This window comes from Promicromonospora sp. NPDC057488 (assembly GCF_042802395.1).
Taxonomy (GTDB): Bacteria; Actinomycetota; Actinomycetes; order Actinomycetales; family Cellulomonadaceae; genus Promicromonospora.
In genome coordinates, this window is sequence record NZ_JBHVEG010000103.1 from 1 (window position 1) to 21,856 (window position 21,856).

General features: G+C 71.3%; 12 protein-coding genes. 10 read left to right on the plus strand and 2 right to left on the minus strand.

The genetic code is table 11. The features are described 5' to 3' along the window. Nucleotides 1–67: 67 nt before the first annotated feature. Nucleotides 68–1,597 carry a flavin-containing monooxygenase gene (locus ACFU5G_RS19495; protein WP_377248411.1) on the minus strand — a complete coding sequence of 510 codons (1,530 nt, stop codon included), beginning with the start codon at nucleotides 1,595–1,597 and terminating at the stop codon, nucleotides 68–70. Nucleotides 1,598–1,754: 157 nt separating this feature from the next. On the opposite strand from ACFU5G_RS19495, the gene ligA reads away from it, so the two are divergent. Further along, nucleotides 1,755–4,046 carry an NAD-dependent DNA ligase LigA gene (gene ligA, locus ACFU5G_RS19500; RefSeq protein WP_377248414.1) on the plus strand — a complete coding sequence of 764 codons (2,292 nt, stop codon included), beginning with the start codon at nucleotides 1,755–1,757 and terminating at the stop codon, nucleotides 4,044–4,046. Nucleotides 4,047–4,263: 217 nt separating this feature from the next. Continuing rightward, nucleotides 4,264–7,296, plus strand: coding sequence for a family 16 glycoside hydrolase (locus tag ACFU5G_RS19505; RefSeq protein WP_377248417.1), 3,033 nt, complete (start codon nucleotides 4,264–4,266; stop codon nucleotides 7,294–7,296). Nucleotides 7,297–7,365: 69 nt separating this feature from the next. Here the strand turns inward: ACFU5G_RS19505 and ACFU5G_RS19510 are convergent, their stop codons facing one another. After that, entirely contained in the window at nucleotides 7,366–8,487 is a 1,122-nt protein-coding gene (locus ACFU5G_RS19510; protein ID WP_377248420.1) for an ROK family protein, read from the minus strand. Between the two features lie 135 nt (nucleotides 8,488–8,622). Here ACFU5G_RS19510 and ACFU5G_RS19515 point away from each other — a divergent pair, with 135 nt between their 5' ends. The 8 genes from ACFU5G_RS19515 (at nucleotide 8,623) to ACFU5G_RS19550 (ending at nucleotide 21,801) form a co-directional block, all read left to right on the plus strand. Next, on the plus strand, nucleotides 8,623–10,164 hold the full coding sequence (locus ACFU5G_RS19515) for a sugar ABC transporter ATP-binding protein (protein WP_377248423.1): 1,542 nt from the start codon (nucleotides 8,623–8,625) through the stop codon (nucleotides 10,162–10,164). 17 nt (nucleotides 10,165–10,181) lie between these two features. Next, nucleotides 10,182–11,138, plus strand: coding sequence for an ABC transporter permease (locus ACFU5G_RS19520; protein ID WP_377248441.1), 957 nt, complete (start codon nucleotides 10,182–10,184; stop codon nucleotides 11,136–11,138). Between the two features lie 80 nt (nucleotides 11,139–11,218). Next, nucleotides 11,219–12,271, plus strand: coding sequence for a substrate-binding domain-containing protein (locus tag ACFU5G_RS19525; protein ID WP_377248426.1), 1,053 nt, complete (start codon nucleotides 11,219–11,221; stop codon nucleotides 12,269–12,271). Between the two features lie 75 nt (nucleotides 12,272–12,346). Next, the gene (locus tag ACFU5G_RS19530; RefSeq protein WP_377248429.1) at nucleotides 12,347–13,525 is read left to right on the plus strand and encodes a Gfo/Idh/MocA family protein; all 1,179 of its coding nucleotides are present in this window, start codon (nucleotides 12,347–12,349) and stop codon (nucleotides 13,523–13,525) included. A 73-nt stretch (nucleotides 13,526–13,598) separates the two neighbouring features. After that, nucleotides 13,599–16,880 (plus strand): ThuA domain-containing protein, encoded by a 3,282-nt coding sequence (locus tag ACFU5G_RS19535; RefSeq protein ID WP_377248432.1) that lies wholly within the window; start codon nucleotides 13,599–13,601, stop codon nucleotides 16,878–16,880. 71 nt (nucleotides 16,881–16,951) lie between these two features. Continuing rightward, nucleotides 16,952–17,953, plus strand: a complete 1,002-nt coding sequence (locus ACFU5G_RS19540; protein WP_121387812.1) for a sugar phosphate isomerase/epimerase — start codon at nucleotides 16,952–16,954, stop codon at nucleotides 17,951–17,953. Nucleotides 17,954–18,121: 168 nt separating this feature from the next. Then, nucleotides 18,122–20,785: a PQQ-dependent sugar dehydrogenase gene (locus ACFU5G_RS19545; protein WP_377248435.1), complete on the plus strand. Its 2,664-nt coding sequence runs from the start codon at nucleotides 18,122–18,124 to the stop codon at nucleotides 20,783–20,785. Beyond that, nucleotides 20,785–21,801 (plus strand): sugar phosphate isomerase/epimerase family protein, encoded by a 1,017-nt coding sequence (locus tag ACFU5G_RS19550; protein ID WP_377248438.1) that lies wholly within the window; start codon nucleotides 20,785–20,787, stop codon nucleotides 21,799–21,801. The genes ACFU5G_RS19545 and ACFU5G_RS19550 overlap by 1 nt, the downstream gene beginning before the upstream one ends. The last annotated feature ends 55 nt before the right edge of the window (nucleotides 21,802–21,856 follow it).

Here is a 21,856-nt window from a genome sequence, read left to right on the forward strand (position 1 = left end):
CTCTCGGCCGGGCCCGCGGTGCGTCCTCGCCGTGTCGCAGAAGGACGGCTTCGGGGTCGGTGGGCGGTCAGCCCACCGACGAGGTGTCGGAGCCGACCCGCTCCTTGGCCGACGCCTGGATGCGCTCCTTGAGGCGCGGCACCACGCTCTTGTACACGGACGGGTCGATCGGCAGGAGCCACTGGACGGCCTGGGCGCGCTGGCTGATGTTCACGCCGGCCTCGTCGAGCGTCTCGTCGATCTGGTGCATCGAGAACGGGATGACGTTGGTGCCGCGGGCGTGCTTGCCGCCCGTGCGCTCGTCCATCCACGCCACGCGGGCGGCCACGTGCTTGCGCCGCTCCTCGACCGAGGGCAGGTCCACGACACCGCCCAGGTAGGCGGCGATCCAGATCGCGCCCGCCTCGGCGGACAGGGGCGAGAACAGCGACGAGTTGTAGCCCGCGAAGGTCAGGTTCGGCACGCCGTCGGGCAGGATCTGGCGGTAGAGCTTGTAGTTGCCCTCCTCGTCGAGCAGACGGGCGGACACGGAGTCGTCCAGGAACGGCACGCGCTGGTGGAAGCCGGTGCCGCAGACCACGAGGTCGGCCGGGATGCGGCTGCCGTCGCTGAGCACCGCGACGGGGCGGTCGCCCTCGGCCTCGAAGCGCTGGATCTCGGTGTCGCGGTGCACCTTGATCGCGCCGCTCGCGACCTGCTCGTAGAACCCGTCGGTCGACAGCGACACGGTGCTGTTGGCGATGTCGGCGAACTCGCCCTTGGGCACCAGCCCGAGCTTCTTGAGCTTGAACTGCCACGTGGCGACGGAGCCGATGCTCGAGAGCATGCCCGCGCGGACCTTGTCCCCGGGGCCGTGCAGGAACCGCTCCATGCCGTTGGGCAGCTCCTGGTACTTGAACAGGGCCTCGCCGAGGCGGGACAGCAGCAGGTACTTCATGTTCAGCGAGTTGGCGATGCGCTTCGGCATCTTCCACAGCAGACGCCGGGCGACGACGGTGGTGGACTCGGCCACCACGCCGATCTCGGCGGCGACGTCGCACGCGGACTTGCCGTAGCCGACGACCACGACGTTCTTGCCGCGGGCGTCCTCGAGGTTGTTGAGCTGGCTGGACGCGACGAGCTTGCCGCCGGCGCGGACCAGGTCCGCGTAGCCCTCGTACTGCGGGAAGACCGGGTCGGAGAAGATCCCGTTGGCCACGACCAGGTGGTCGAACCGCTCGGGCGACGAGACGGGGGCGCCGATGCGGCGAGCCGTCACCATCCAGCCGTCCTCGGCGTCGGTGAGCTCGGCGCGCACGACCTCGGTCGCGAGCCGCAGGTAGGGGCGCAGCCCGAACTTCGCGACGTACCGCTCCAGGTAGGCCTGCACCTGCTCACCCGTGGGCCACTCCGGGTACTCCCGTGGCATCGGGAGGTCTGAGAACGCGTACGAATCCTTGTTGTTCTGGGTCCGGAGGCCGGAGTACCGACGGGTCGCGCTCCACACACCGCCGACATCCGGTGCCTTTTCGAAGACGGTGACCTCGTGGTCGAACTCGCGGAGGGTTTTCGCGGTGGCCAGACCTGCGAACCCGGCACCGACGACGGCGATCTTCAAGGAACCCCTGCTCTCAGTAGATTTGCGGCATTTTGCTCGAATGGTAGCGGGACGTGCTCCTGCGCGATAGTGGGCGGATCGCGGCGAATGGCCTGGTCGGCAGCATCTTCGCCGCGGGCGCGCTGAGGTGACCGCTCGAATGTCAGTGGTTCAAGCCATGATTGTGTCCGTGAGCGAGACGACAGGCATCCCGGGACCGGCCGACACGGGCGACGAGGCAGCGGCGCAGCGCCGATGGGCAGAGCTGGTCGCCCGGATCGAGGAGGATCGACGGGCGTACTTCGAGGACGACGCGCCCGTGTCCTCGGACGCCGAGTACGACGTGCGGATGCGCGAGCTGCAGGCCCTCGAGGCGGCGCACCCCGCGCTGGTGACACCGGAGTCACCCACGCAGAGCGTCGGGGGCGCGGCGACCGCGGGTTTCGCGACGGTCGAGCACATCGAGCGCATGCTGTCGCTCGACAACGCCTTCAGCACCGAGGAGCTCGGGGTGTGGGCCGACAAGGTGCACCGCGACCTGGGCACCGACACCCCCGGGCTGCTGTGCGAGGTCAAGATCGACGGCCTGGCGATCTCCCTGGTGTACGAGAAGGGCCGGCTGGTCCGCGGCGTCACCCGCGGCGACGGCCGGGCGGGCGAGGACGTCACGGCGAACGTGCGCACCATCGCGTCGATCCCGCAGCAGCTCGCCGGCGACCCGGCCGACCACCCCGACCTGATCGAGGTGCGCGGCGAGGTCTTCATGGCCACCGCCGACTTCGAGGTGCTCAACCAGAAGCTCGTCGCGGCGGGCCAGGACCCGTACGCCAACCCGCGCAACACCGCCGCCGGCTCGCTGCGCCAGAAGGACCCGTCGGTCACCGCGAGCCGCAACCTGCGCATGTACGCGCACGGGGTGGGCGCCCTGCAGTGGCAGGCCGGCGAGCACACGGAGCTGGAGCGGCAGTCCGACGCGTACACGCTGTTCGACCGCTGGGGCATCCCGGTCTCCCCGCACAACCGGGTGATCCCGGGCCTGGACGGCGCGCTGGAGATGATCGAGTACTTCCGCGAGCACCGGCACGACATCGAGCACGAGCTCGACGGCATCGTCCTCAAGGTCGACGCCCTGGAACAGCAGCGCAAGCTCGGCTCGACCAGCCGCGCGCCCCGCTGGGCCATCGCCTTCAAGTACCCGCCGGAGGAGGTCAACACCCGGCTGCTCGCCATCCAGATCGGCGTGGGCCGCACCGGTCGCGCCACCCCGTACGCCGTGATGGAGCCGGTCAAGGTCGCGGGCTCGACGGTGCGCCAGGCCACGCTGCACAACCAGGACGTGGTCCGGGCCAAGGGCGTGCGCATCGGCGACGTCGTCGTGCTGCGCAAGGCCGGCGACGTCATCCCCGAGATCCTCGGGCCGGTGACGGCGCTGGCGAACGACGGCTACCCGCGCGAGGACTTCGTCATGCCGGCGAACTGCCCCGAGTGCGGCACACCCCTGCGCCCCATGAAGGAGGCCGACGTCGACCTGCGCTGCCCCAACGCCGAGTCCTGCCCCGCGCAGGTGCGCGGCCGCGTGGAGCACATCGGCTCGCGCGGCGGCCTCGACATCGAGGCCCTCGGCGAGGTGACCGCCGCGGCGCTCACCCACCCCGACGTGCCCGAGACCCCGCCGCTGGTCACCGAGGCCGGCCTGTTCTCCCTCACGCTCGAGCAGCTCCTGCCCATCGAGGCAGTGGTCCGCGACGCCGAGACCGGCCTGCCCAAGATGGACGACGACGGCGTGGTGCGCCGCCGTGCCCCGTTCCGCCGCAAGCTTACGCACGGCAAGGCGCAGCGCGCCGCCGCCGAGGAGGCGGGCGAGACCCTGCAGGACTGGGCGCCATCGGCGAACGCGACCAAGCTCCTCGAGGAGCTCGAGCGCGCCAAGACCAAGGACCTGTGGCGCATGCTCGTCTCGCTGAACATCCGGCACGTCGGGCCCGTCGCGGCCCGGGCGCTCGCCGGCTGGTTCGGCTCCGTGGACGCGATCGAGGCGGCCTCCGAGGAGGAGCTCGCCGCCGTCGAGGGCGTAGGCCCCGTGATCGCCGCCGAGATCAAGGCCTGGCTCGCGGTCGACTGGCACCAGGGCATCCTCACCGCCTGGCGCGAGGCCGGCGTCCAGCTCGCCACCCCGGGGCACCCCGGTCCGGCGGCGATGGCCGAGGCCGACACCGAGCCCACGGGCCCGCTGGCGGGCCTGACCGTCGTCGTCACCGGTTCGCTGGTGGACTTCACGCGCGACGGCGCCAAGGAGGCCATCATCGCCGCGGGCGGCAAGGCCTCCGGGTCGGTCTCGAAGAAGACCGACTACGTGGTGCTGGGGGAGAACGCCGGGACCAAGGCGGCCAAGGCCGAGGCCCTGGAGATCCCGACCCTGGACGAGGACGGCTTCAAGGCCCTGCTGGAGGGCGGGCCCGAGGCCCTCTGACGTGCAGGTTCGCCGGGCCGGCGCAGCGCCGGCCCGGCTCGCCCCTGCCCGCGCCCGTGTGGGCTCATCACGTGTCAGACGCACAGGTCCCCCGGGTGACCTGAGCGTCTGACACGTGAGCCGGTAACGCTCGGCACCTGACAACTTTTGCTTGACGCCCGACAGAAGTCCCCCGTAGGTTGCTCCCCGCAAGGTCAACGCCGACCGAGGAGACCTCATGCGTCAACGTGGAACCAAGATCCGCACGAGACAGGCGGCCGCCGGCGCGACCGCCGTCGCGCTGACAGCGGTCATGCTGTCCGGGGCCGCACCCGCCGCCACCGCCGCGGACGACCTGCCGCCGCAGGAACCGGGCGTCACGCTCCGCACCTACGACCTGGCCCGCGACCTCAGCGAGCTGTGCACGCTCCGCTCGGGCCAGACGCCGAACGTCGACCAGCTCAAGCCCACCATCGACTACTCGACCGAGGCCGACTTCGGGATGGGCGAGCGCTTCATCGCGCACGCGCTGGCCAACCTGAACGTGCCGGCGGACGGCAACTACGAGTTCCGGCTGACCAGCGACGACGGCTCGCGCCTGGTGATCGACGACGCCGAGGTGATCGACCACGACGGCCTGCACGGGGAGTCGGCCAAGGAGGGCACCGTCGCGCTCACCGCCGGGTACCACGACCTGCGGGTGGAGTACTTCGACAACACCAACGACAACATCCTGCGCCTCGAGTGGCGCCCGCCGGGCAGCGCCGACTTCGTCGTCGTGCCGTCCAGCGTGCTGAGCACCGAGGCCGGCGTCGTGCGCGTGACCGCCCCGGGCACCAAGTACTGCGAGGGCCAGGACGACTCGGCCGGCGACGGCATGCGGCTGGACTCCGTCTACCCCGGATACACCTTGACGGATCTGCGCCCCGACGGCTTCGAGCCCATGGTCGCGGGCCTCGACTGGACCGACGACGACCGCCTCGCCGTGGTCACGTCCGGCTCCGTGAGCCCCGGCGGCTGGGTCGAGGACCCGGAGCCCGGTGAGGTCTTCCTCCTGGACAACGTGACCGGTGAGACCTCCCAGGACCAGGTCACGTACGAGAAGGTCGCCACCGACCTGTTCAACCCGATGGGCATCGCCGTGATCGGGGAGTCGATCTACGTCTCGGAGCGCGACAAGCTCACCGAGCTCACGGACCCCGACGGCGACGGCTTCTACGACGACCACCGCACGGTGGCCGAGTGGCCGTTCGGCGGCAACTTCCACGAGTTCGCCTTCGGCCTGCTGTACGACGACGAGAGCTTCTACGTGAACCTCTCGGTGGCCATCAACAACGGCGGCGCCACCACGGACCCGCAGCCCGCCGAGAACCGCGGCACCGCCATCAAGGTGGACCGCGAGACCGGCGAGGTCGAGTTCGTGGCCGGCGGCCTGCGCACGCCGAACGGCATGGTCAAGGGCCCGGACGGCGAGCTGTTCGTGATGGACAACCAGGGCGCCTGGCTGCCCAGCTCCAAGCTCGTGCACATCGAGCAGGGCAAGTTCTTCAACCACTTCACCAACCCGTCCGGCCCGTACGACGACCAGCCCGTCTCGGCCCCGGCCCTGTGGGTGCCGCAGAACGAGATCGGCAACTCGCCGAGCGCCCCGGTGCAGCTCACCGAGGGCCCGTACGCCGACCAGCTCGTGTTCGGCGACGTCACCTACGGCGGGCTGCAGCGCGGCTTCCTGGAGAAGGTCGACGGCGAGTACCAGGGCGCCGTCTTCCGCCACTCGGCCGGCCTGGAGGCGGGCGTGAACCGCACCGTCGTCGGGCCCGACGGCGCCCTGTACGTGGGCGGCATCGGCGAGGGCGGCAACTGGAGCGAGCCCGGCAAGCTGCGCTACGGCCTGCAGAAACTGACACCCAACGGCGAGGACGCCTTCGACATGACCGAGATGCGGGTCACCAAGAAGGGCTTCGAGGTCGAGTACACGCAGCCGCTCTCGCAGGAGACGGTGGACAAGATCGCCGAGAACCCGAACGCGGCGTTCCGCATGGACCACTGGCGCTACGTGCCCACGCGCGCCTACGGCGGGCCGAAGGTCGACGAGCAGCAGCTGTTCGTCTCGGGCGCCACGGTGTCCCGGGACCGCAAGAAGGTCACGCTCACCGTGGACGGGCGCCAGCCCGGTTACGTGGTGCACCTGCGCAGCCCGCGCCCGTTCGCGGACGCGGAAGGCCGGGAGCTGTGGAACACGGAGGCCTGGTACACGCTCAACGCGATCCCGGGCTACAAGGCGCCGGCCGGGTTCCAGGAGGCGGAGGAGGCGACGCTCCGCGGCAGCGCGAACGTGGCCAACGAGCACAACGGCTACTCCGGCTCCGGGTTCGCGGCGGGCTTCGGCCAGGTCGGCGCGTCCGCGACCTTCACGACCACCGTCAAGCGCGCGGGCAGCCAGCCGGTGAGCCTGCGCTACTCCAACGGGCCCAACCCTGCTCCGGGCACCAAGACGGTGTCGGTGCTGGTCAACGGCGTCGAGGTCGAGCCGTGGGCGCTGGAGTCCACGGGGGACTGGAAGACCTGGGCGACGGCGACCCGGGCCCTCGACCTGCGCAAGGGAGTCAACACCATCACCCTGCGGTACGACGAGGACGATGACGGCAACGTCAACCTCGACCTCCTCAAGGTCGGTGGCGGGGCTGCCGACATCTGCGAGCCGAAGCGGTACGAGCGTGGCTACACCGCGCTGTTCGACGGCACGCTGGCCTCGCTGGACGGCTGGAACATGGCCGGCCCGGGCTCGTTCGGCCGCCAGGCCGACTGCACGATCCGGGGGAGCGGTGGCATGGGTCTGCTCTGGCACTCCACGGAGCTGAACGAGTACAGCCTGAAGCTCGACTGGAAGCTCAAGAAGGACGACAACGGCGGTGTCTTCGTCGGCTTCCCGGACCCGGGCAACGACCCGTGGGTCGCCGTCAACCAGGGGTACGAGATCCAGATCGACGCCACCGACGAGCCGGACCGCACCACGGGCGCGATCTACACCTTCCAGGGCGCGGACCCGGAGGCCGTGGAGCGCGCGCTGAAGCCCGTCGGGTCCTGGAACTCCTACGAGATCCGGGTGGAGGGGCAGACGATCAAGATCTTCCTCAACGGTGAGCTGGTGAACGACTTCGTCAGCACCGACCCCGCGCGCGACCTCGCCCAGGGGTTCATCGGGCTCCAGAACCACGGTCAGGGCGAGGCGGTGAGCTACCGCGACGTCCGGGTCAAGGACCTGAGCTAGCCTCAAAGACGTCAGACGCTCAGGTCCCTGGAGGGACCTGAGCGTCTGACACGTTGCGGGGGAGTGGCGTCACGCCACCAGGCGGTCCACCGCGTCGGACGAGAGCGCCTGGTCCACGGCCATGGCGCTCGCGCCGAGCACGCCCGCCTGGGTGCCGGTGCGGGCCGTGACGATCCGCAGGTGCTGGGTCGCCAGGGGCAGCGAGCGCTGGTAGACGACCTCGCGGATGCCCGCCACGATGTGCTCCCCGGCGTCGGCCAGGATGCCGCCGATCACGATCATCGAGGGGTTGAGCAGGCTGACGCTCGTGGCCAGCACCGCGCCGATGTCGCGGCCTGCCTGGCGCACGGCCTGGCTCGCGTTCACGTCGCCGGCCCGCACCAGGGAGACGACGTCGGCGGGCGTGGTGGCGCCCTCCAGCCGGCTCGCCACGGCCTGCCCGCTGGCGATGGCCTCCAGGCACCCGACGTTGCCGCAGCGGCACGCGATGTCGGTGACGCCGGGCACGGCCACGTGGCCGATGTCGCCCGCCGAGCCCTGCGCGCCGCGCCGCAGCGCGCCGTCGGCGATGATCCCCGCGCCGATGCCCGTGGCGACCTTGACGAACAGCAGGTCGGCCACTCCGGGCCAGGCCGCGCGGTGCTCGCCCAGCGCCATGATGTTCACGTCGTTGTCCACGAGCACGGGGGCGTGGAACCGTGCGCCGAGGATCGCCGGCACGTCGGCGTTGTCCCAGCCCGGCATGATCGGCGGGTTGTTCGGCTTGCCGGTCGCGTGCTCCACGGGCCCCGGCAGGCCGACGCCGACGCCGGCGAGGTCGGTCGCCGACCGTCCGGCCTCGCGCAGCAGCTCGGCCCCGGTCTCGGCCACACGGTCGAGCACGAGGTCCGGCCCGTCCGTGATGACCAGCGGCAGGTCGCGCTGCGCCAGCACGGTCGAGGCGAGGTCGGTGAGGGCGAGCCGCGCGTGCGTCGCGCCGAGGTCCACCCCCAGCACCACCCGGGCCGACGGGGCGAACGCGAAGGTCGCGGGCGGGCGGCCGCCTGTCGACGTCGCCTCGCCCGCGGGCGCGATGAGTCCCGCCGCCATGAGCAGGTCGATCCGCGCCGCCACCGTGGAGCGCGCCTGCCCCGTGACGGCCGCGAGATCCGCCCGCGTACGGGGTCGCCCATCACGCAGGAGCTGGAACATATCCCCCGCTCCCGACACCTTGGGTACCTGCTGAACTACGTCCCGTGCCACTTCCACCATGTCTCTAGTCAATCATGGCCAACAAAGTCGCGACTTTTGCTTGACCATCGGCAGAAGTCCATCTACGTTCGGAACATGGTCGACGCGGACCCCCAACCGACAGAGCAGCCGGCGCAGCAGCCCCTGCTGCGGATGCGCGGCATCGTGAAGGAATTCCCTGGCGCGCGAGCGCTCGACGGCGTGGACCTCGAGGTCCGTCCCGGCGAGGTGCACTGCCTGCTGGGACAGAACGGGGCTGGCAAGTCCACCCTCATCAAGACCCTGGCCGGCGCCCACCAGCCCACGGCGGGCGAGATCCTCATCGACGAGCAGCAGGTCACCATCGCGAACCCCGTCGCCGCCCTGCGGCTCGGCATCGCGACGATCTACCAGGAGCTCGACGTCGTGGACGGCCTGACGGTCGCCGAGAACATCTACCTGGGGCACGAGCTCGCGTCGGGCGGCGTCACCCGCCGGTCCGAGGCGGCCCGGAACACCCGCAAGATCCTCGACCGGCTCGGTCACAAGGAGATCTCCCCGCACCGCGAGGTGGGCTCCCTGCCCGCCGCGGGCAAGCAGATCGTGCAGCTCGCCCGGGCGCTGTCCCGCGACGCGCGCGTCGTCATCATGGACGAGCCGTCCGCGGTGCTGGACTCCGAGGAGGTCGGCAACCTCCACCGCATCGTGCGCGAGCTCACGGCCGACGGCGTCGCCGTCGTCTACATCTCGCACCGCCTGGAGGAGATCCGGCAGCTCGGCGACCGGATCACCGTGCTCAAGGACGGCCGCACGGTCGCCGAGAGCCTGGTCGTGGCGGACACCCCGACCAAGGAGCTGATCCAGCTCATGACCGGCCGGTCGGTCGAGTACGCGTTCCCCGACCGCCCCGGCGTCGCCGAGGACGCGGACCCGGTGCTGGAGGTCGAGGACCTCGGGCTCGGCAACGTCTTCTCCGACGTCTCCCTCACGGTCCGCGCCGGCGAGATCGTCGGCCTCGCGGGACTGGTCGGCTCGGGCCGCTCCGAGATCCTGGAGACGATCTACGGCGCCCGGCGCGCGACGTCGGGCACCGTGCGCGTGGGCGGCAAGCGCCTGCGCCCCGGTGCGGTGGACGCCGCCGTGACCGCCGGCATCGGCCTGTGCCCCGAGGAGCGCAAGAGCCAGGGCCTGCTCCTGGACGAGCCGGTCTACCGCAACATCACCCTGTCCACCTTCTCGCGCATCGCCCGCGCCGGGCTGCTCGACGAGGGCGCCGAGCGGGCCGCGGCCCGTGAGCAGGTCGAGGCCCTCGACCTGCGGCCCGCCGGCGTGGACCGGCACGCCCGCACGCTGTCGGGCGGCAACCAGCAGAAGGCGCTGCTGGCGCGCTGGCTGGTGCACGGCTGTCGCGTCCTGCTGCTCGACGAGCCCACGCGGGGCGTCGACGTCGGCGCGCGCTCCGAGATCTACAACCTGATCCGCCGCCTGGCCGACGACGGCGCCGCCGTGATCGTCGTGTCCAGCGAGATCCCCGAGGTGCTCGGCCTCGCGGACCGCGTGCTGGTCATCTCCGACGGCAAGGCGGTCCACGAGGGGCCGGCTCGCGAAATCGACGAGCACGCCGTGCTCGACCTGGTCATGGAAGGAAGTGTGGCGTGAGCCAACGATCGGCCGTCATGGGCCCGGCCCTGCGTATGGGTGGCCTCGTGCTCGCCCTCATTCTGCTCATCGTCGTGGGTGTGGCGACCGCCGGCGAGCGGTTCTGGAGCACCGGCAACCTCATCACCGTCCTGAGCCTCGCGGCGGTGACCGGCGTCGTCAGCATCGGCATGACGTTCGTCATCACCTCCGGCGGCATCGACCTGTCGGTCGGCGCCGTGGTCGGGCTGGCATCCGTCTGGGCCTCGACCCTGGCGACGCAGTACGCCGCCGAGGACTACGGCTGGTGGATCATCCCGGTGACCGCACTCGCCGTAGGCCTGGTGGCCGGCCTGATCAACGGCCTGCTGGTCGCCTACGGAAAGATGCCCGCGTTCATGGCCACGCTGGCGATGCTGGCGGCGGCGCGCGGGCTCGCGGAGATCATCGCGGGCCGGCGGACCCAGATCGTCAAGGTCGAGCCGTTCTTCGACGTCTTCCAGGCGCGGCCGCTCGGCGTGCCGACGATCGTGTGGATCTTCGTCGTGGTGGCCGCGGCCGGCTGGTTCCTGCTGAACCGCACCACGTTCGGGCGCCGGACCGTCGCCGTGGGCGGCAACCCGGAGGCGTCCCGGCTGGCGGGTATCAAGATCAAGCGGCACACCCTGTACCTGTACGGGCTCGCCGGCCTGACCGCGGGCATCGGTGCCGTGATCCTGCTGGCCCGCACCACGGCCGGTTCCTCCACCCACGGGATGCTGCTGGAGCTGGACACCATCGCGGCGGTCGTCGTCGGCGGCACGCTGCTCGCCGGCGGCCGCGGCACCATCACCGGCACCGTCCTCGGCGTCCTCATCTTCTCGACGCTGACCAACGTCTTCGTCCTCAACAACCTCGACAGCTCGGTCCAGGCGATCGCCAAGGGCGCGATCATCGTGGGCGCCGTGCTGCTGCAGCAGTGGTTCGCGTCGCGCGAGCGCGTCTCGACCACCTAGTGCTTCTCGACGGCCTGGCGCCGTCGCTCCACCCTCACAAGCCAACCCAGCATTTCCACCCCGGATCAAGGGAGATCACGATGACCTCGTCCATTGTTCGCACGCGCCGGGTCTCCGTCGTCGTCGTCGCCGCGGCCTGCGCGGCGCTCGTCGTCGCCGGCTGCACCAGCAACGAGCCTCGCGAGAGCGAGGACACCGCCACCGGTCCCGTCACGGTGACCGAGAACGACGAGCCCGGCGACGAGGTCGTCATCGGGTTCTCCGCCCCCGCCGCCGACCACGGCTGGATGGGCGCCATCACCAGCGCCGCCAAGGCCGAGGCGGAGAAGTACGACGACGTCGACCTCCAGGTCGCCGAGGGCACCAACGACGTCAACGTGCAGATCAGCCAGATCGAGGGCTTCATCGACCAGGGCGTCGACGCGATCGTGCTCCTGCCGTTCGACGGCGCCGCACTGACCGACGTGGCCCTGGACGCGATGGAGGCCGGTATCCCGGTCATCAACGTGGACCGCGAGTTCAGCAGCCCGTTCGCCGCCCGAGCCACGGTGCTCGGCGACAACTACGGCATGGGCGTCAGCGCCGGCACCTACATCTGCGAGCAGCTCGGGGACAACCCGGACGCCGTGGTCGCCGAGATCGCCGGCATCGACTCGCTGCCGCTCACCCAGGACCGCAGCAAGGGCTTCGCGGACGCCCTCGACGACTGCGGGCTCGACGTCGACGCCCGCGTCGCGGCCGAGTTCACGGTCGAGTCCGGCGAGGAGCAGACGGCGAACCTGCTGTCCGCCGAGCCGGAGATCGACGCCATCTGGAACCACGACGACGACCAGGGCATCGGCGTCCTGGCCGCCATCGAGAACGCGGGCCGGGACGAGTTCTTCCTGGTCGGCGGTGCCGGCTCCAACAACATGATGGAGCAGATCCAGGACCCGGAGAGCGTCGTCAAGGCGACGGTCATCTACCCGTCCACCCAGGCCGCCGACGGCGTCAAGTTCGCCCGCCTGATCGCCCAGAACAAGACGGTCAGCGACCTCGCCTCGATCGGCGTCCCCCGCACCGTGCAGCTCTACGCGCCCGTCGTCACGGCGGACAACGTCGAGGAGTACCTGCCCATCGGCTTCGACTCCTGACGCTGTGACACATCGGGACGACGCCCGCTCGGGCGTGCAACACGGCGGTGAGACCACAGTGGGGGGAGGCGCGGTATGAGTACAGGAACGAGCGAGCTCGGCGTCGGCATGGTCGGCTACGCGTTCATGGGTGCGGCGCACTCGCAGGCCTGGCGCACGGCGCCGCGGTTCTTCGACCTGCCCATCGTGCCGCGCATGCGCGCGGTCGCGGGGCGGGACGGGGCCGCGGTCCGGGCGGCGGCCGACCGGCTGGGCTGGGACGACGCCGTCGTCGGGTGGCAGGACCTGCTGACCCGGGACGACGTCGGGCTGGTCGACGTCTGCACGCCGGGCGACACCCACGTGGAGATCGCGGTCGCCGCCCTGGAGGCGGGCAAGCACGTCCTGTGCGAGAAGCCGCTGGCGAACACCGTGGCCGAGGCGGAGGCGATGACCGCCGCCGCCGAGGCCGCGGCCGAGCATGGCGTGCGCGCGATGGTGGGGTTCACCTACCGTCGCGTGCCCGCCGTGGCGCTGGCCCGGCAGCTCGTCCAGGAGGGGCGCATCGGCCAGGTGCGGCACGTGCGCGCGCAGTACCTCCAGGACTGGCTGGCGGACCCGCAGGCGCCGATGTCGTGGCGCCTCGACAAGCAGAAGGCGGGCTCGGGAGCCCTGGGCGACATCGGCGCCCACGTGGTGGACCTGGCGCAGTTCGTCACGGGCGAGTCGCTCACCGGGGTGAGCGGCCTGCTCGAGACGTTCGTGCACGAGCGTCCGGAGGCCGTGTCGTCGTCGGGCCTGTCGGGGGTGGCCGACGCCGGCCGCACCGGCCAGGTCACGGTGGACGACGCGGCGGTCTTCCTCGGGCGGCTGTCGGGCGGCGGGCTGGCGACCTTCGAGGCGACGCGCTTCGCCTGGGGCCGCAAGAACGCGATCCGGCTGGAGGTCAACGGGTCCAAGGGCTCGCTGGCCTTCGACTTCGAGGACATGAACCTGCTGCACTACTACGACGCGACGGACGAGTCGGCGATCGCGGGCTTCCGCCGGATCGTCGTCACCGAGCCGGAGCACCCGTACGTCGCGGCCTGGTGGCCGCCCGGGCACGGGCTCGGCTACGAGCACGCGTTCACGCACCAGGTCGTGGACCTGATGGGTGACCTGGCCGCGGGCCGCCAGCCGACGCCGTCGTTCGCCGACGGACTGCGCGTCCAGCGGGTGCTGGACGCCGTCGAGCGCAGCGCCTCGGGCGGAGGGGGGTGGGTGAGCCTGCCGTGAGCTGACCGTCACGCACCGCACTCGCACAGCACTAGTACTGACCCGTCTCGATGAGGAGCTCCAGGTGAGAAACGTGCAACGAACCCGTCGTGTCCTTCGGGCGGTGGTGGCGGCAGCGGCCGTCACCGCGCTCGGTATCCCGATGGCGGTGGCGTCGGCGGTCGAACCGCCCGCGACGGCGTCCCCGGCGGCGTCCGACGTCCAGGCGCCGTCGGGCGCCGAGGCCGCGGGCCGGCCGGACAAGCCCAAGCCGGACAAGCCCGGCAAGCCCCCGAAGCCGCCGAAGCCCCCGAAGCCGGGTGCCGTCGAGCCGTTCGACGCGCTCGTGTTCTCCCGGACCACGGGGTTCCGGCACGGCTCGATCCCGGTGGGCATCGAGGCGATCACGCAGCTCGGCGCGGAGAACGACTTCACCGTCACCGCCACCGAGGACCCGACCGTGTTCAGCGACGAGGGGCTCGCCGACTACGAGGTGGTCGTCTTCCTGTCCACCACGGGCGACGTGCTCGACGCCGACCAGCAGGCAGCGTTCGAGCGCTACATCCAGGGCGGCGGCGGGTACGCGGGCATCCACGCGGCGTCCGACACGGAGTACGACTGGCCCTGGTACGGCGAGCTGGTGGGCGCCTACTTCCTGAGCCACCCGGCCAACCAGGACGCGACGATCGACGTCGAGGACCACGCGCACGCCTCGACGGCGCACCTCCCGGACCGCTGGGACCGCCACGACGAGTGGTACAACTTCCGGTCCAACCCGCGCGGTGACGTGCACGTGCTGGCCAGCCTCGACGAGGAGAGCTACGACGCGGGCTCGGGCGCCATGGGCGCCGACCACCCGACGGCCTGGTGCCAGGTCTACGACGGCGGCCGGTCCTGGTACACCGGCGGCGGGCACACCGACGAGTCGTACGCCGAGCCGGCGTTCCGCCAGCACCTGCTGGGCGGCATCCGGACGGCGGCGGGCGTCGTCGACTCGGACTGCAACGCGACGCAGGACGCGAGCTACGAGATGGTGCCGCTCGACGAGGACACCGCCAACCCGATGATGCTCGACGTCGCGCCGGACGGCAGCGTGCTCTACGTGGAGCGCGACGGGCGGGTGCAGCTGATCTCTCCGGAGACCAACCTGACCAGCACCGCCCTGACCCTGGACGTGACGCTGGCCAACGAGGACGGGCTGACGGGCATCGTGCTCGACCCGGACTTCGGGGACAACGGCTGGGTCTACCTGTACTGGTCCCCGGCCGACGTCGGCGCCGACGGCCCGCACAACCGGGTCTCGCGGTTCACCTACGACGCGGAGGCCGGCACGATCGACCCGGCGAGCGAGGTGGCGGTCCTGAAGGTCCCCACGCAGCGCGACCGGTGCTGCCACGCGGGCGGCGACATGCAGTTCGACTCCGACGGCAACCTGGTGCTGGTGACCGGGGACAACACCGACCCGTTCGAGTCGAGCGGGTACGTGCCGATCGACGAGCGGTCCGGCCGGGAGAACTTCGACGCCCAGCGCACGGCGGCCAACTCGAACGACCTGCGGGGCAAGGTGCTGCGCATCCACCCCGAGCGCGACGGCTCGTACACGATCCCGGACGGCAACATGTTCGCGCCCGGGACCGAGCTGACCAGGCCCGAGATCTACGCCATGGGCTTCCGCAACCCGTTCCGGATCGGCATCGACCCGGAGACGGACAACGTGCTGGTGGGTGACTACGGGCCGGACGCCGGCTCGGCCGACCCCGCCCGCGGGCCGGCCGGCACGGTCGAGTGGAACGTCGTGAACGAGCCCGGCTTCTACGGCTGGCCGTACTGCACGGGCGCGAACAACGCCTACGTCGACTACGACTTCGCCACGAGCACCTCGGGAGAGTCGTTCGACTGCGCGGGCGGCGTCGTCAACGACTCGCCGAGCAACACGGGCCTGTCCCAGCTGCCGCCCGCCCAGGAGGCGGAGGTCTGGTACGGCTACGGCGGCAACCCGGACTTCCCCGAGATCGGCGGCGGCGGCGCGCCGATGGGCGGGCCGGTCTACGACTTCGACCCCGGGCTCGACTCCGACGTCAAGTGGCCGGCCTACTGGGACGGCAAGGCGTTCCTCGGGGAGTGGAACCAGGGCAAGGTCTACTCGCTCCAGCTCACCGGCGAGGAGCGGGACGACCTGGTCGACATCAACCGGGTGCTGCCCGGCGTCCTCGACCCCGCCGAGGGCTTCGACCGGCCCATGGACATGGACTTCGGGCCCGACGGCGCGCTCTACGTCATCGACTGGGGCTCCGGGTTCGGCGGCGACAACGACACCAGCGGCGTCTACAAGGTCGCCTACACGCAGGGCAACCCGTCGCCGATCGCGAAGGCCGAGGCCGACGTCACCGACGGCCCCGCCCCGCTGGCCGTGCAGTTCTCCTCCGAGGGCACCCGGCACCCCGCCGGCGAGCCGCTCACTCTGCGCTGGGACTTCGGCGACGGCACCACGTCGTCCGACGAGAACCCCGCGCACACCTACACGGAGAACGGGTCGTACACGGCCCAGCTCACCGCGACGGACGCGGCGGGCCTGACCGGCGTGGCCAACGTGACCGTCGTGGTCGGCAACACGGCACCCACCGTCTCCATCACCGTCCCCGACGACGGCGGCGTCTTCGCCTGGGGCGACCAGGTCGCCTACGAGATCGCCGTCGACGACCCGGACGGGGAGGTGGACTGTGCCGACGTCACCCTCTACACCTCGCTGGGCCACGACTCGCACTCCCACCCCATCGAGGTGCTGTCCGGGTGCGAGGGCGTGCTCCAGACGGCCGCGGACGACGGGCACGGCGCCGACGCGAACATCTTCTGGACGCTCGAGGCCACCTACGAGGACGACGGCGGCGCCGTCGGCATCCCGCTGACCGGCAACGACCTGCAGGTGCTGCAGCCCAAGCGGCTCCAGGCCGAGTTCTTCACCGACACGGGCCGGCTGCCCGGCTCCACCAGCGGTGGCGACCCCGGCGTGCAGCGCGAGGGCACCGGCGACAGCGCGGGCGGCGGCCAGAACATCGGGTTCATCGAGCCCGACGACTGGTGGGCCTACGAGCCCGTCAGCCTGCACGGCATCGACGCGATCACGCTCCGCGCGGCGTCGCCGAGCGGCGGCGGCCCGATCTCGGTCCGGTGGGACGCACCCGACGGCCCCGAGATCGGCAGCGTGACCGTGCCCGCCACCGGCGACTGGCAGGTCTACACCGACGTCACCGCCGAGCTGCACGACGTCCCGGCCGGCTCCGGGAAGCTGTACTTCGTGCAGACCGCCGGCCAGTCCAACGTGAACTGGCTCGACTTCGTGGGAGACGGCGTGGCCTACCACCCGGCGTCGCCCTGACGCGCGCGGGCGGGGCGGGCACCCAGAGCCCGCCCCGCCCCACAGACCTGGCACCTACGACGGAGGAAACCATGGCACGACCCATCACCCTGTTCACCGGCCAGTGGGCCGATCTACCGCTCGAGGAGGTGGCACGCCTCGCGTCCGAATGGGGTTACGACGGGCTCGAGCTCGCCTGCTGGGGCGACCACCTGGACCCGTGGCGCTGGGACGACGACGCGTACGTCGCCGGCCGCCTCGAGCTGCTGGAGCGGCACGGCCTCAAGGTGTGGGCGATCTCCAACCACCTCAAGGGCCAGGCCGTCTGCGACGACCCGATCGACCAGCGCCACCGCGACATCGTCTCCGACCGCGTGTGGGGCGACGGCGACCCCGAGGGCGTCCGGCAGCGCGCCGCGGAGGAGATGAAGAACACCGCGCGGCTGGCCGCGAAGCTCGGCGTCAAGACGGTGATCGGGTTCACCGGCTCCGCGATCTGGAAGTACGTCGCGATGTTCCCGCCGGTCTCCGACGCCGCGATCGAGGCCGGCTACCAGGACTTCGCCGATCGTTGGAACCCCATCCTCGACGTCTTCGACGAGGTGGGGGTCAAGTTCGCCCACGAGGTGCACCCCAGCGAGATCGCCTACGACTACTGGACCACCGTCCGGACCCTCGAGGCGATCGGCCACCGTGAGGCCTTCGGGCTGAACTGGGACCCCAGCCACATGGTCTGGCAGGACCTCGACCCGGTCAGCTTCCTCTGGGACTTCAAGGACCGGATCTACCACGTGGACTGCAAGGACACGAAGAAGCGGATGACCAACGGCCGCAACGGCCGCCTGTCGTCCCACCTGCCGTGGGCGGACCCGCGCCGCGGCTGGGACTTCGTCTCCACCGGGCACGGCGACGTCCCGTGGGAGGACGCCTTCCGCATGCTCAACACCATCGGCTACGACGGCCCCATCTCCGTGGAGTGGGAGGACGCCGGCATGGACCGCCTCGTCGGCGCCCCGGAAGCCCTCCAGTTCGTGCGCTCCCACGCGTACGACGCGCCGGACTCCGCGTTCGACGCCGCCTTCTCGACCCGCTGAACCCCGCGCGCCGACAAGCGCGCTGACAGGGAGGTAAGGCACAGAGCTACCCGCACCAACCCGGTGTCGCCGTACGGCACCGGACCGCATGAAGACCGGGCCCCGGACGAATGGGATGCGAACGAGGCCCGGTCGGCGTGACCAACTCGACGAGGAGCTGCATCACGAATGAAGACTATCGAGACGCGCGCGCACGCGCGCCCAAAGAGATCGCTCGCGGCGCTCGCGGCGGCCGCCCTGGTCGGCACGGCGCTGGTCGCGATGCCGGCGGCGTCCGCCCACCCCGGGCACGACGAGCACGACGGCGAGGCCGCCGCGGCGGCCGACACCGACTGGGCCAACTACGAGAAGATCCTGCTCACCAAGGACGTCGGCGAGCCGATCGACATGGCGGTCCTGCCCGACCTCCGGGTGCTGCACACGGCGCGCAACGGTGAGGTGCGCGTGACCGACCCCGCGACCGGCGTCACCAAGGTCGTCAACACCCTGGACGTCTACGCCAACTCCGAGGACGGCCTGCAGGGCATCGCCCTGGCGCCGGACTTCGAGGAGAGCAACCAGGTCTACCTCGTGTACGCGCCGCGGGACGCCGACGGCGACGGCGCGGCGGACACCCCGGCGGGCAATGCGCCCAACACGCTGCCCGCGGGCGAGGACGAGAGCTACTGGGACCAGTGGGTGGGCGTGAACCGCCTGGCCAGGTACACCTGGACCGGCGACGCGCTCGACCTCGACTCGGAGCAGCCGATCCTCGACATCGAGGTGCAGCGCGGCCAGTGCTGCCACGTCGGCGCCGACATCGACTTCGACGGTGAGGGCAACCTCTACCTGTCCACCGGCGACAACACCCCGGCCGGCACGCCCGGCGCCAACGGCTACGCCCCGAACAACGACGCCCCGAACATGAACCCGGGCTTCGACTCGCGGCGCGGGGCGGGCAGCACGAACGACCTGCGGGGCAAGATCCTGCGGATCGACGTCAAGGACGAGATCGCGGCCGGCACGCCGCCGGGGGAGGGCAGCACCTACGACGTCCCCGCGGGCAACCTGTTCGCCCCGGGCACCGAGGACACGCGCCCCGAGATCTTCGTGATGGGCGTGCGCAACCCGTTCCGCATCGAGGTCGACCCCGAGACCAGCTCCCTGACCTGGGGCGACTACGGGCCCGACGCCGGTGCGGCGAACGCGGACCGCGGCCCCATGGGCTACGTGGAGTGGAACGCCGTGGGGCTCGACGACCCGCACAACGCCGGCTGGCCGTACTGCCACGGCCCGAACGCGGCCTACAACGAGTGGAACTTCGAGACCGCCACCCCGCGCGAGTTCTTCGACTGCGCCGCACCCGTCAACAACTCGCGCTGGAACACCGGCCTGACCGACCTGCCCCCGTCGCGGGCGGCCACCCTGTACTACGGCGACCAGCCGGGCCAGCAGCCGCGCGACGAGCTCGTCAACTTCGGCACCGGCAGCGGCCAGGCCCCGATGGGCGGCCCGGTCTACCACTACGACGCCGACAGCACGGCGCCCGGCAAGCTCCCGGAGTACTGGGACGGCAAGGCGTTCTTCGGCGAGTTCTCCCAGGACTACCTCGCCGCGTTCAGCGTGGACTGGTCCACCTTCGAGGTGGGGGAGATCGAGGACTTCTTCCCCAACTCGGCGCTCACCGCGGCGGGCATGCCGATCAACGACAACCCGATCGACCTGGAGTTCGGCCCGGACGGCTCGCTGTACGTCCTGGAGTACGGCGACGGGTTCTTCCGGCAGAACCCGGACTCCGGGCTCTACCGGATCGATCACGCCGAGGGCAACAAGGCGCCGCAGGCGCAGTTCACTGCCACGCCGGAGTCGTCCACGTCCGCGCCGGTCGAGGTCGCGTTCGACGCGACGGGCTCCAGCGACCCGGACGGCGACACGCTCACCTACGAGTGGGACATCGACGGCGACGGCACCTTCGACCTCACCGGGCCGCAGGTCACCCACACCTACACCGAGCTCGGCGTCTACACCGCGCGCCTGCGGGTCACCGACGGCAGCGGCAAGCGTGCGCTCACCTCGACGTCGATCAGCGTCGGCAACGAGGCGCCCGAGGTCACCGTCGACTTCCCGGCCGACGGCGGGTTCTTCGACTGGGGCGACGAGGTCGCCTTCGAGGTGACCACGAACGACGCCGAGGACGGCACCGAGACCGTCTGCGAGCGGGTCGCCTGGTCCTACGGCCTGGGCCACGACGAGCACGCGCACCCCGAGGTCTCGGGCACGGGCTGCACCGGCGTGTTCCCGACCGACCCCAACTCCCCGGAGCACGGCGCAGGCGCGCACCTGTACGGCGCCGTCGTCATCACCTACACGGACAACGGGGCCAACGGCCTGCCGCCGGCCGCCGGCGAGGCCACCCTGCGGCTGAACCCGAAGCTGCAGCAGGCCGAGCACGGGACGCTCAATGGCGTCGAGGTGGTCCAGGACGAGGCGGCCTCGGCCGGCGCGTACGTGACCGGCCTGGCCAAGAAGGACTCGGTCGCGCTCGAACGCGTCAGCCTGGCCGGGATCGACAGCGCGACGGCGACCGTGCGCGGCAAGGGCAAGCTCGAGCTCCGCTGGGGCTCGCCCAAGGCCAAGCCGTTCGCCACGGCGAAGGTGAACGCCCGCACGTGGGGCGACGTCGACCTGTCGTTCCGCGACCGGTCGGACACCGGGACGCTCTACATCACCGCGACCGGGGGCCTCGACCTCGACGCGCTCACCATGGTCGGCGAGGGCGTGGGCACGCCCCCGGCCGCCGCACAGAACTCGACCGGCCCGACCGGGGCCGCTCGGACCGAAGGAGAGCAGTGATGGAATCACGCACTGACGTCAACCGCAGGAACTTTCTGAGGCTGGCCGGCGGCACCGTGGCCGTGGGTGCGGCAACGCTGGCCGGTGCCGGTCTCGCGGGCAGCGCCGCCGCGGCGACGTTCGGCCCGGCCGCTCCCGCGGCAGCGGCCGCGGGCAAGGGCGGGGGCCGGGTGCTCGTGCCCGCGGGCCACATCGGCATCCAGCTGTACTCGATCAGGGACAAGGTCTCCTCGCTCGGCTTCCGCACCGTGTTCGAGCGGCTGGCCGACATGGGCTACGCCGAGGTCGAGTTCGCCGGCTACACGCAGGGCCAGGTCGGGGCGATCACCCCGCAGGAGATCCGGCAGCTGCTCGACGACAACGGCCTCAAGGCCGTGGGCTCCCACCGCGGGATCTCCGACTTCGCCAACAACATGGAGCAGGAGCTCGACATCGCCGAGACCCTCGGCATGGAGCACGTCGGCACCGCCCAGGCGCCGACCAACGACCGCACGGTGAACGGCTACCTCGCCGCCGCCGAGCAGTTCAACGGCTTCGGCGCGGCGGCGCGCGCCCGCGGCCTGAAGTTCTACCAGCACAACCACGACGGCGAGTTCAGCTTCGCGACCGACGACCCGGACGTCCGGCTCTACGACGTCTTCTACGACAACACCGACCCGCGCAAGGTCTTCCTCGAGATGGACGTCTACTGGGCGTTCGTGGGCAAGCACCGCTACCCGGGCTTCGAGCCGGTCGACTACGTCAAGCGCAACCCGCACCGCTACCCGCTCCTGCACCTCAAGGACGGCGACGCGAACCCGGCGAACACCGGGGGCTACGACATCGTGGAGTTCGGGGCCGGCGACCTGCCGTACACCGAGTTCCTCTCGGCGCTCGCGGGCTCGGGCCGGCGGCACGGCATCTGGGAGCAGGACAACGCCTCCACGGTGGCCGCGCCAGGCTTCCCGGTCGACTCGTTCGGCAACGCCGAGCGGTCGTACGTCGAGATCCGGTCGCTGCGCGCCAAGCGCTGCTGAGCAGGCGCGCGCAGCCAGGTAGGTGAGGTGTGGCCGACGCCGGATGGCGTCGGCC

Bases quoted from the DNA above. Each gene is read 5' to 3' on its own strand.
- ligA (WP_377248414.1), top strand. From the start codon at position 1,755: ATGATTGTGTCCGTGAGCGAGACGACAGGCATCCCGGGACCGGCCGAC.
- ACFU5G_RS19505 (WP_377248417.1), top strand. From the start codon at position 4,264: ATGCGTCAACGTGGAACCAAGATCCGCACGAGACAGGCGGCCGCCGGC.
- ACFU5G_RS19510 (WP_377248420.1), bottom strand. From the start codon at position 8,487: ATGTTCCAGCTCCTGCGTGATGGGCGACCCCGTACGCGGGCGGATCTC.
- ACFU5G_RS19515 (WP_377248423.1), top strand. From the start codon at position 8,623: ATGGTCGACGCGGACCCCCAACCGACAGAGCAGCCGGCGCAGCAGCCC.
- ACFU5G_RS19520 (WP_377248441.1), top strand. From the start codon at position 10,182: ATGGGCCCGGCCCTGCGTATGGGTGGCCTCGTGCTCGCCCTCATTCTG.
- ACFU5G_RS19525 (WP_377248426.1), top strand. From the start codon at position 11,219: ATGACCTCGTCCATTGTTCGCACGCGCCGGGTCTCCGTCGTCGTCGTC.
- ACFU5G_RS19530 (WP_377248429.1), top strand. From the start codon at position 12,347: ATGAGTACAGGAACGAGCGAGCTCGGCGTCGGCATGGTCGGCTACGCG.
- ACFU5G_RS19540 (WP_121387812.1), top strand. From the start codon at position 16,952: ATGGCACGACCCATCACCCTGTTCACCGGCCAGTGGGCCGATCTACCG.
- ACFU5G_RS19545 (WP_377248435.1), top strand. From the start codon at position 18,122: ATGAAGACTATCGAGACGCGCGCGCACGCGCGCCCAAAGAGATCGCTC.
- ACFU5G_RS19550 (WP_377248438.1), top strand. From the start codon at position 20,785: ATGGAATCACGCACTGACGTCAACCGCAGGAACTTTCTGAGGCTGGCC.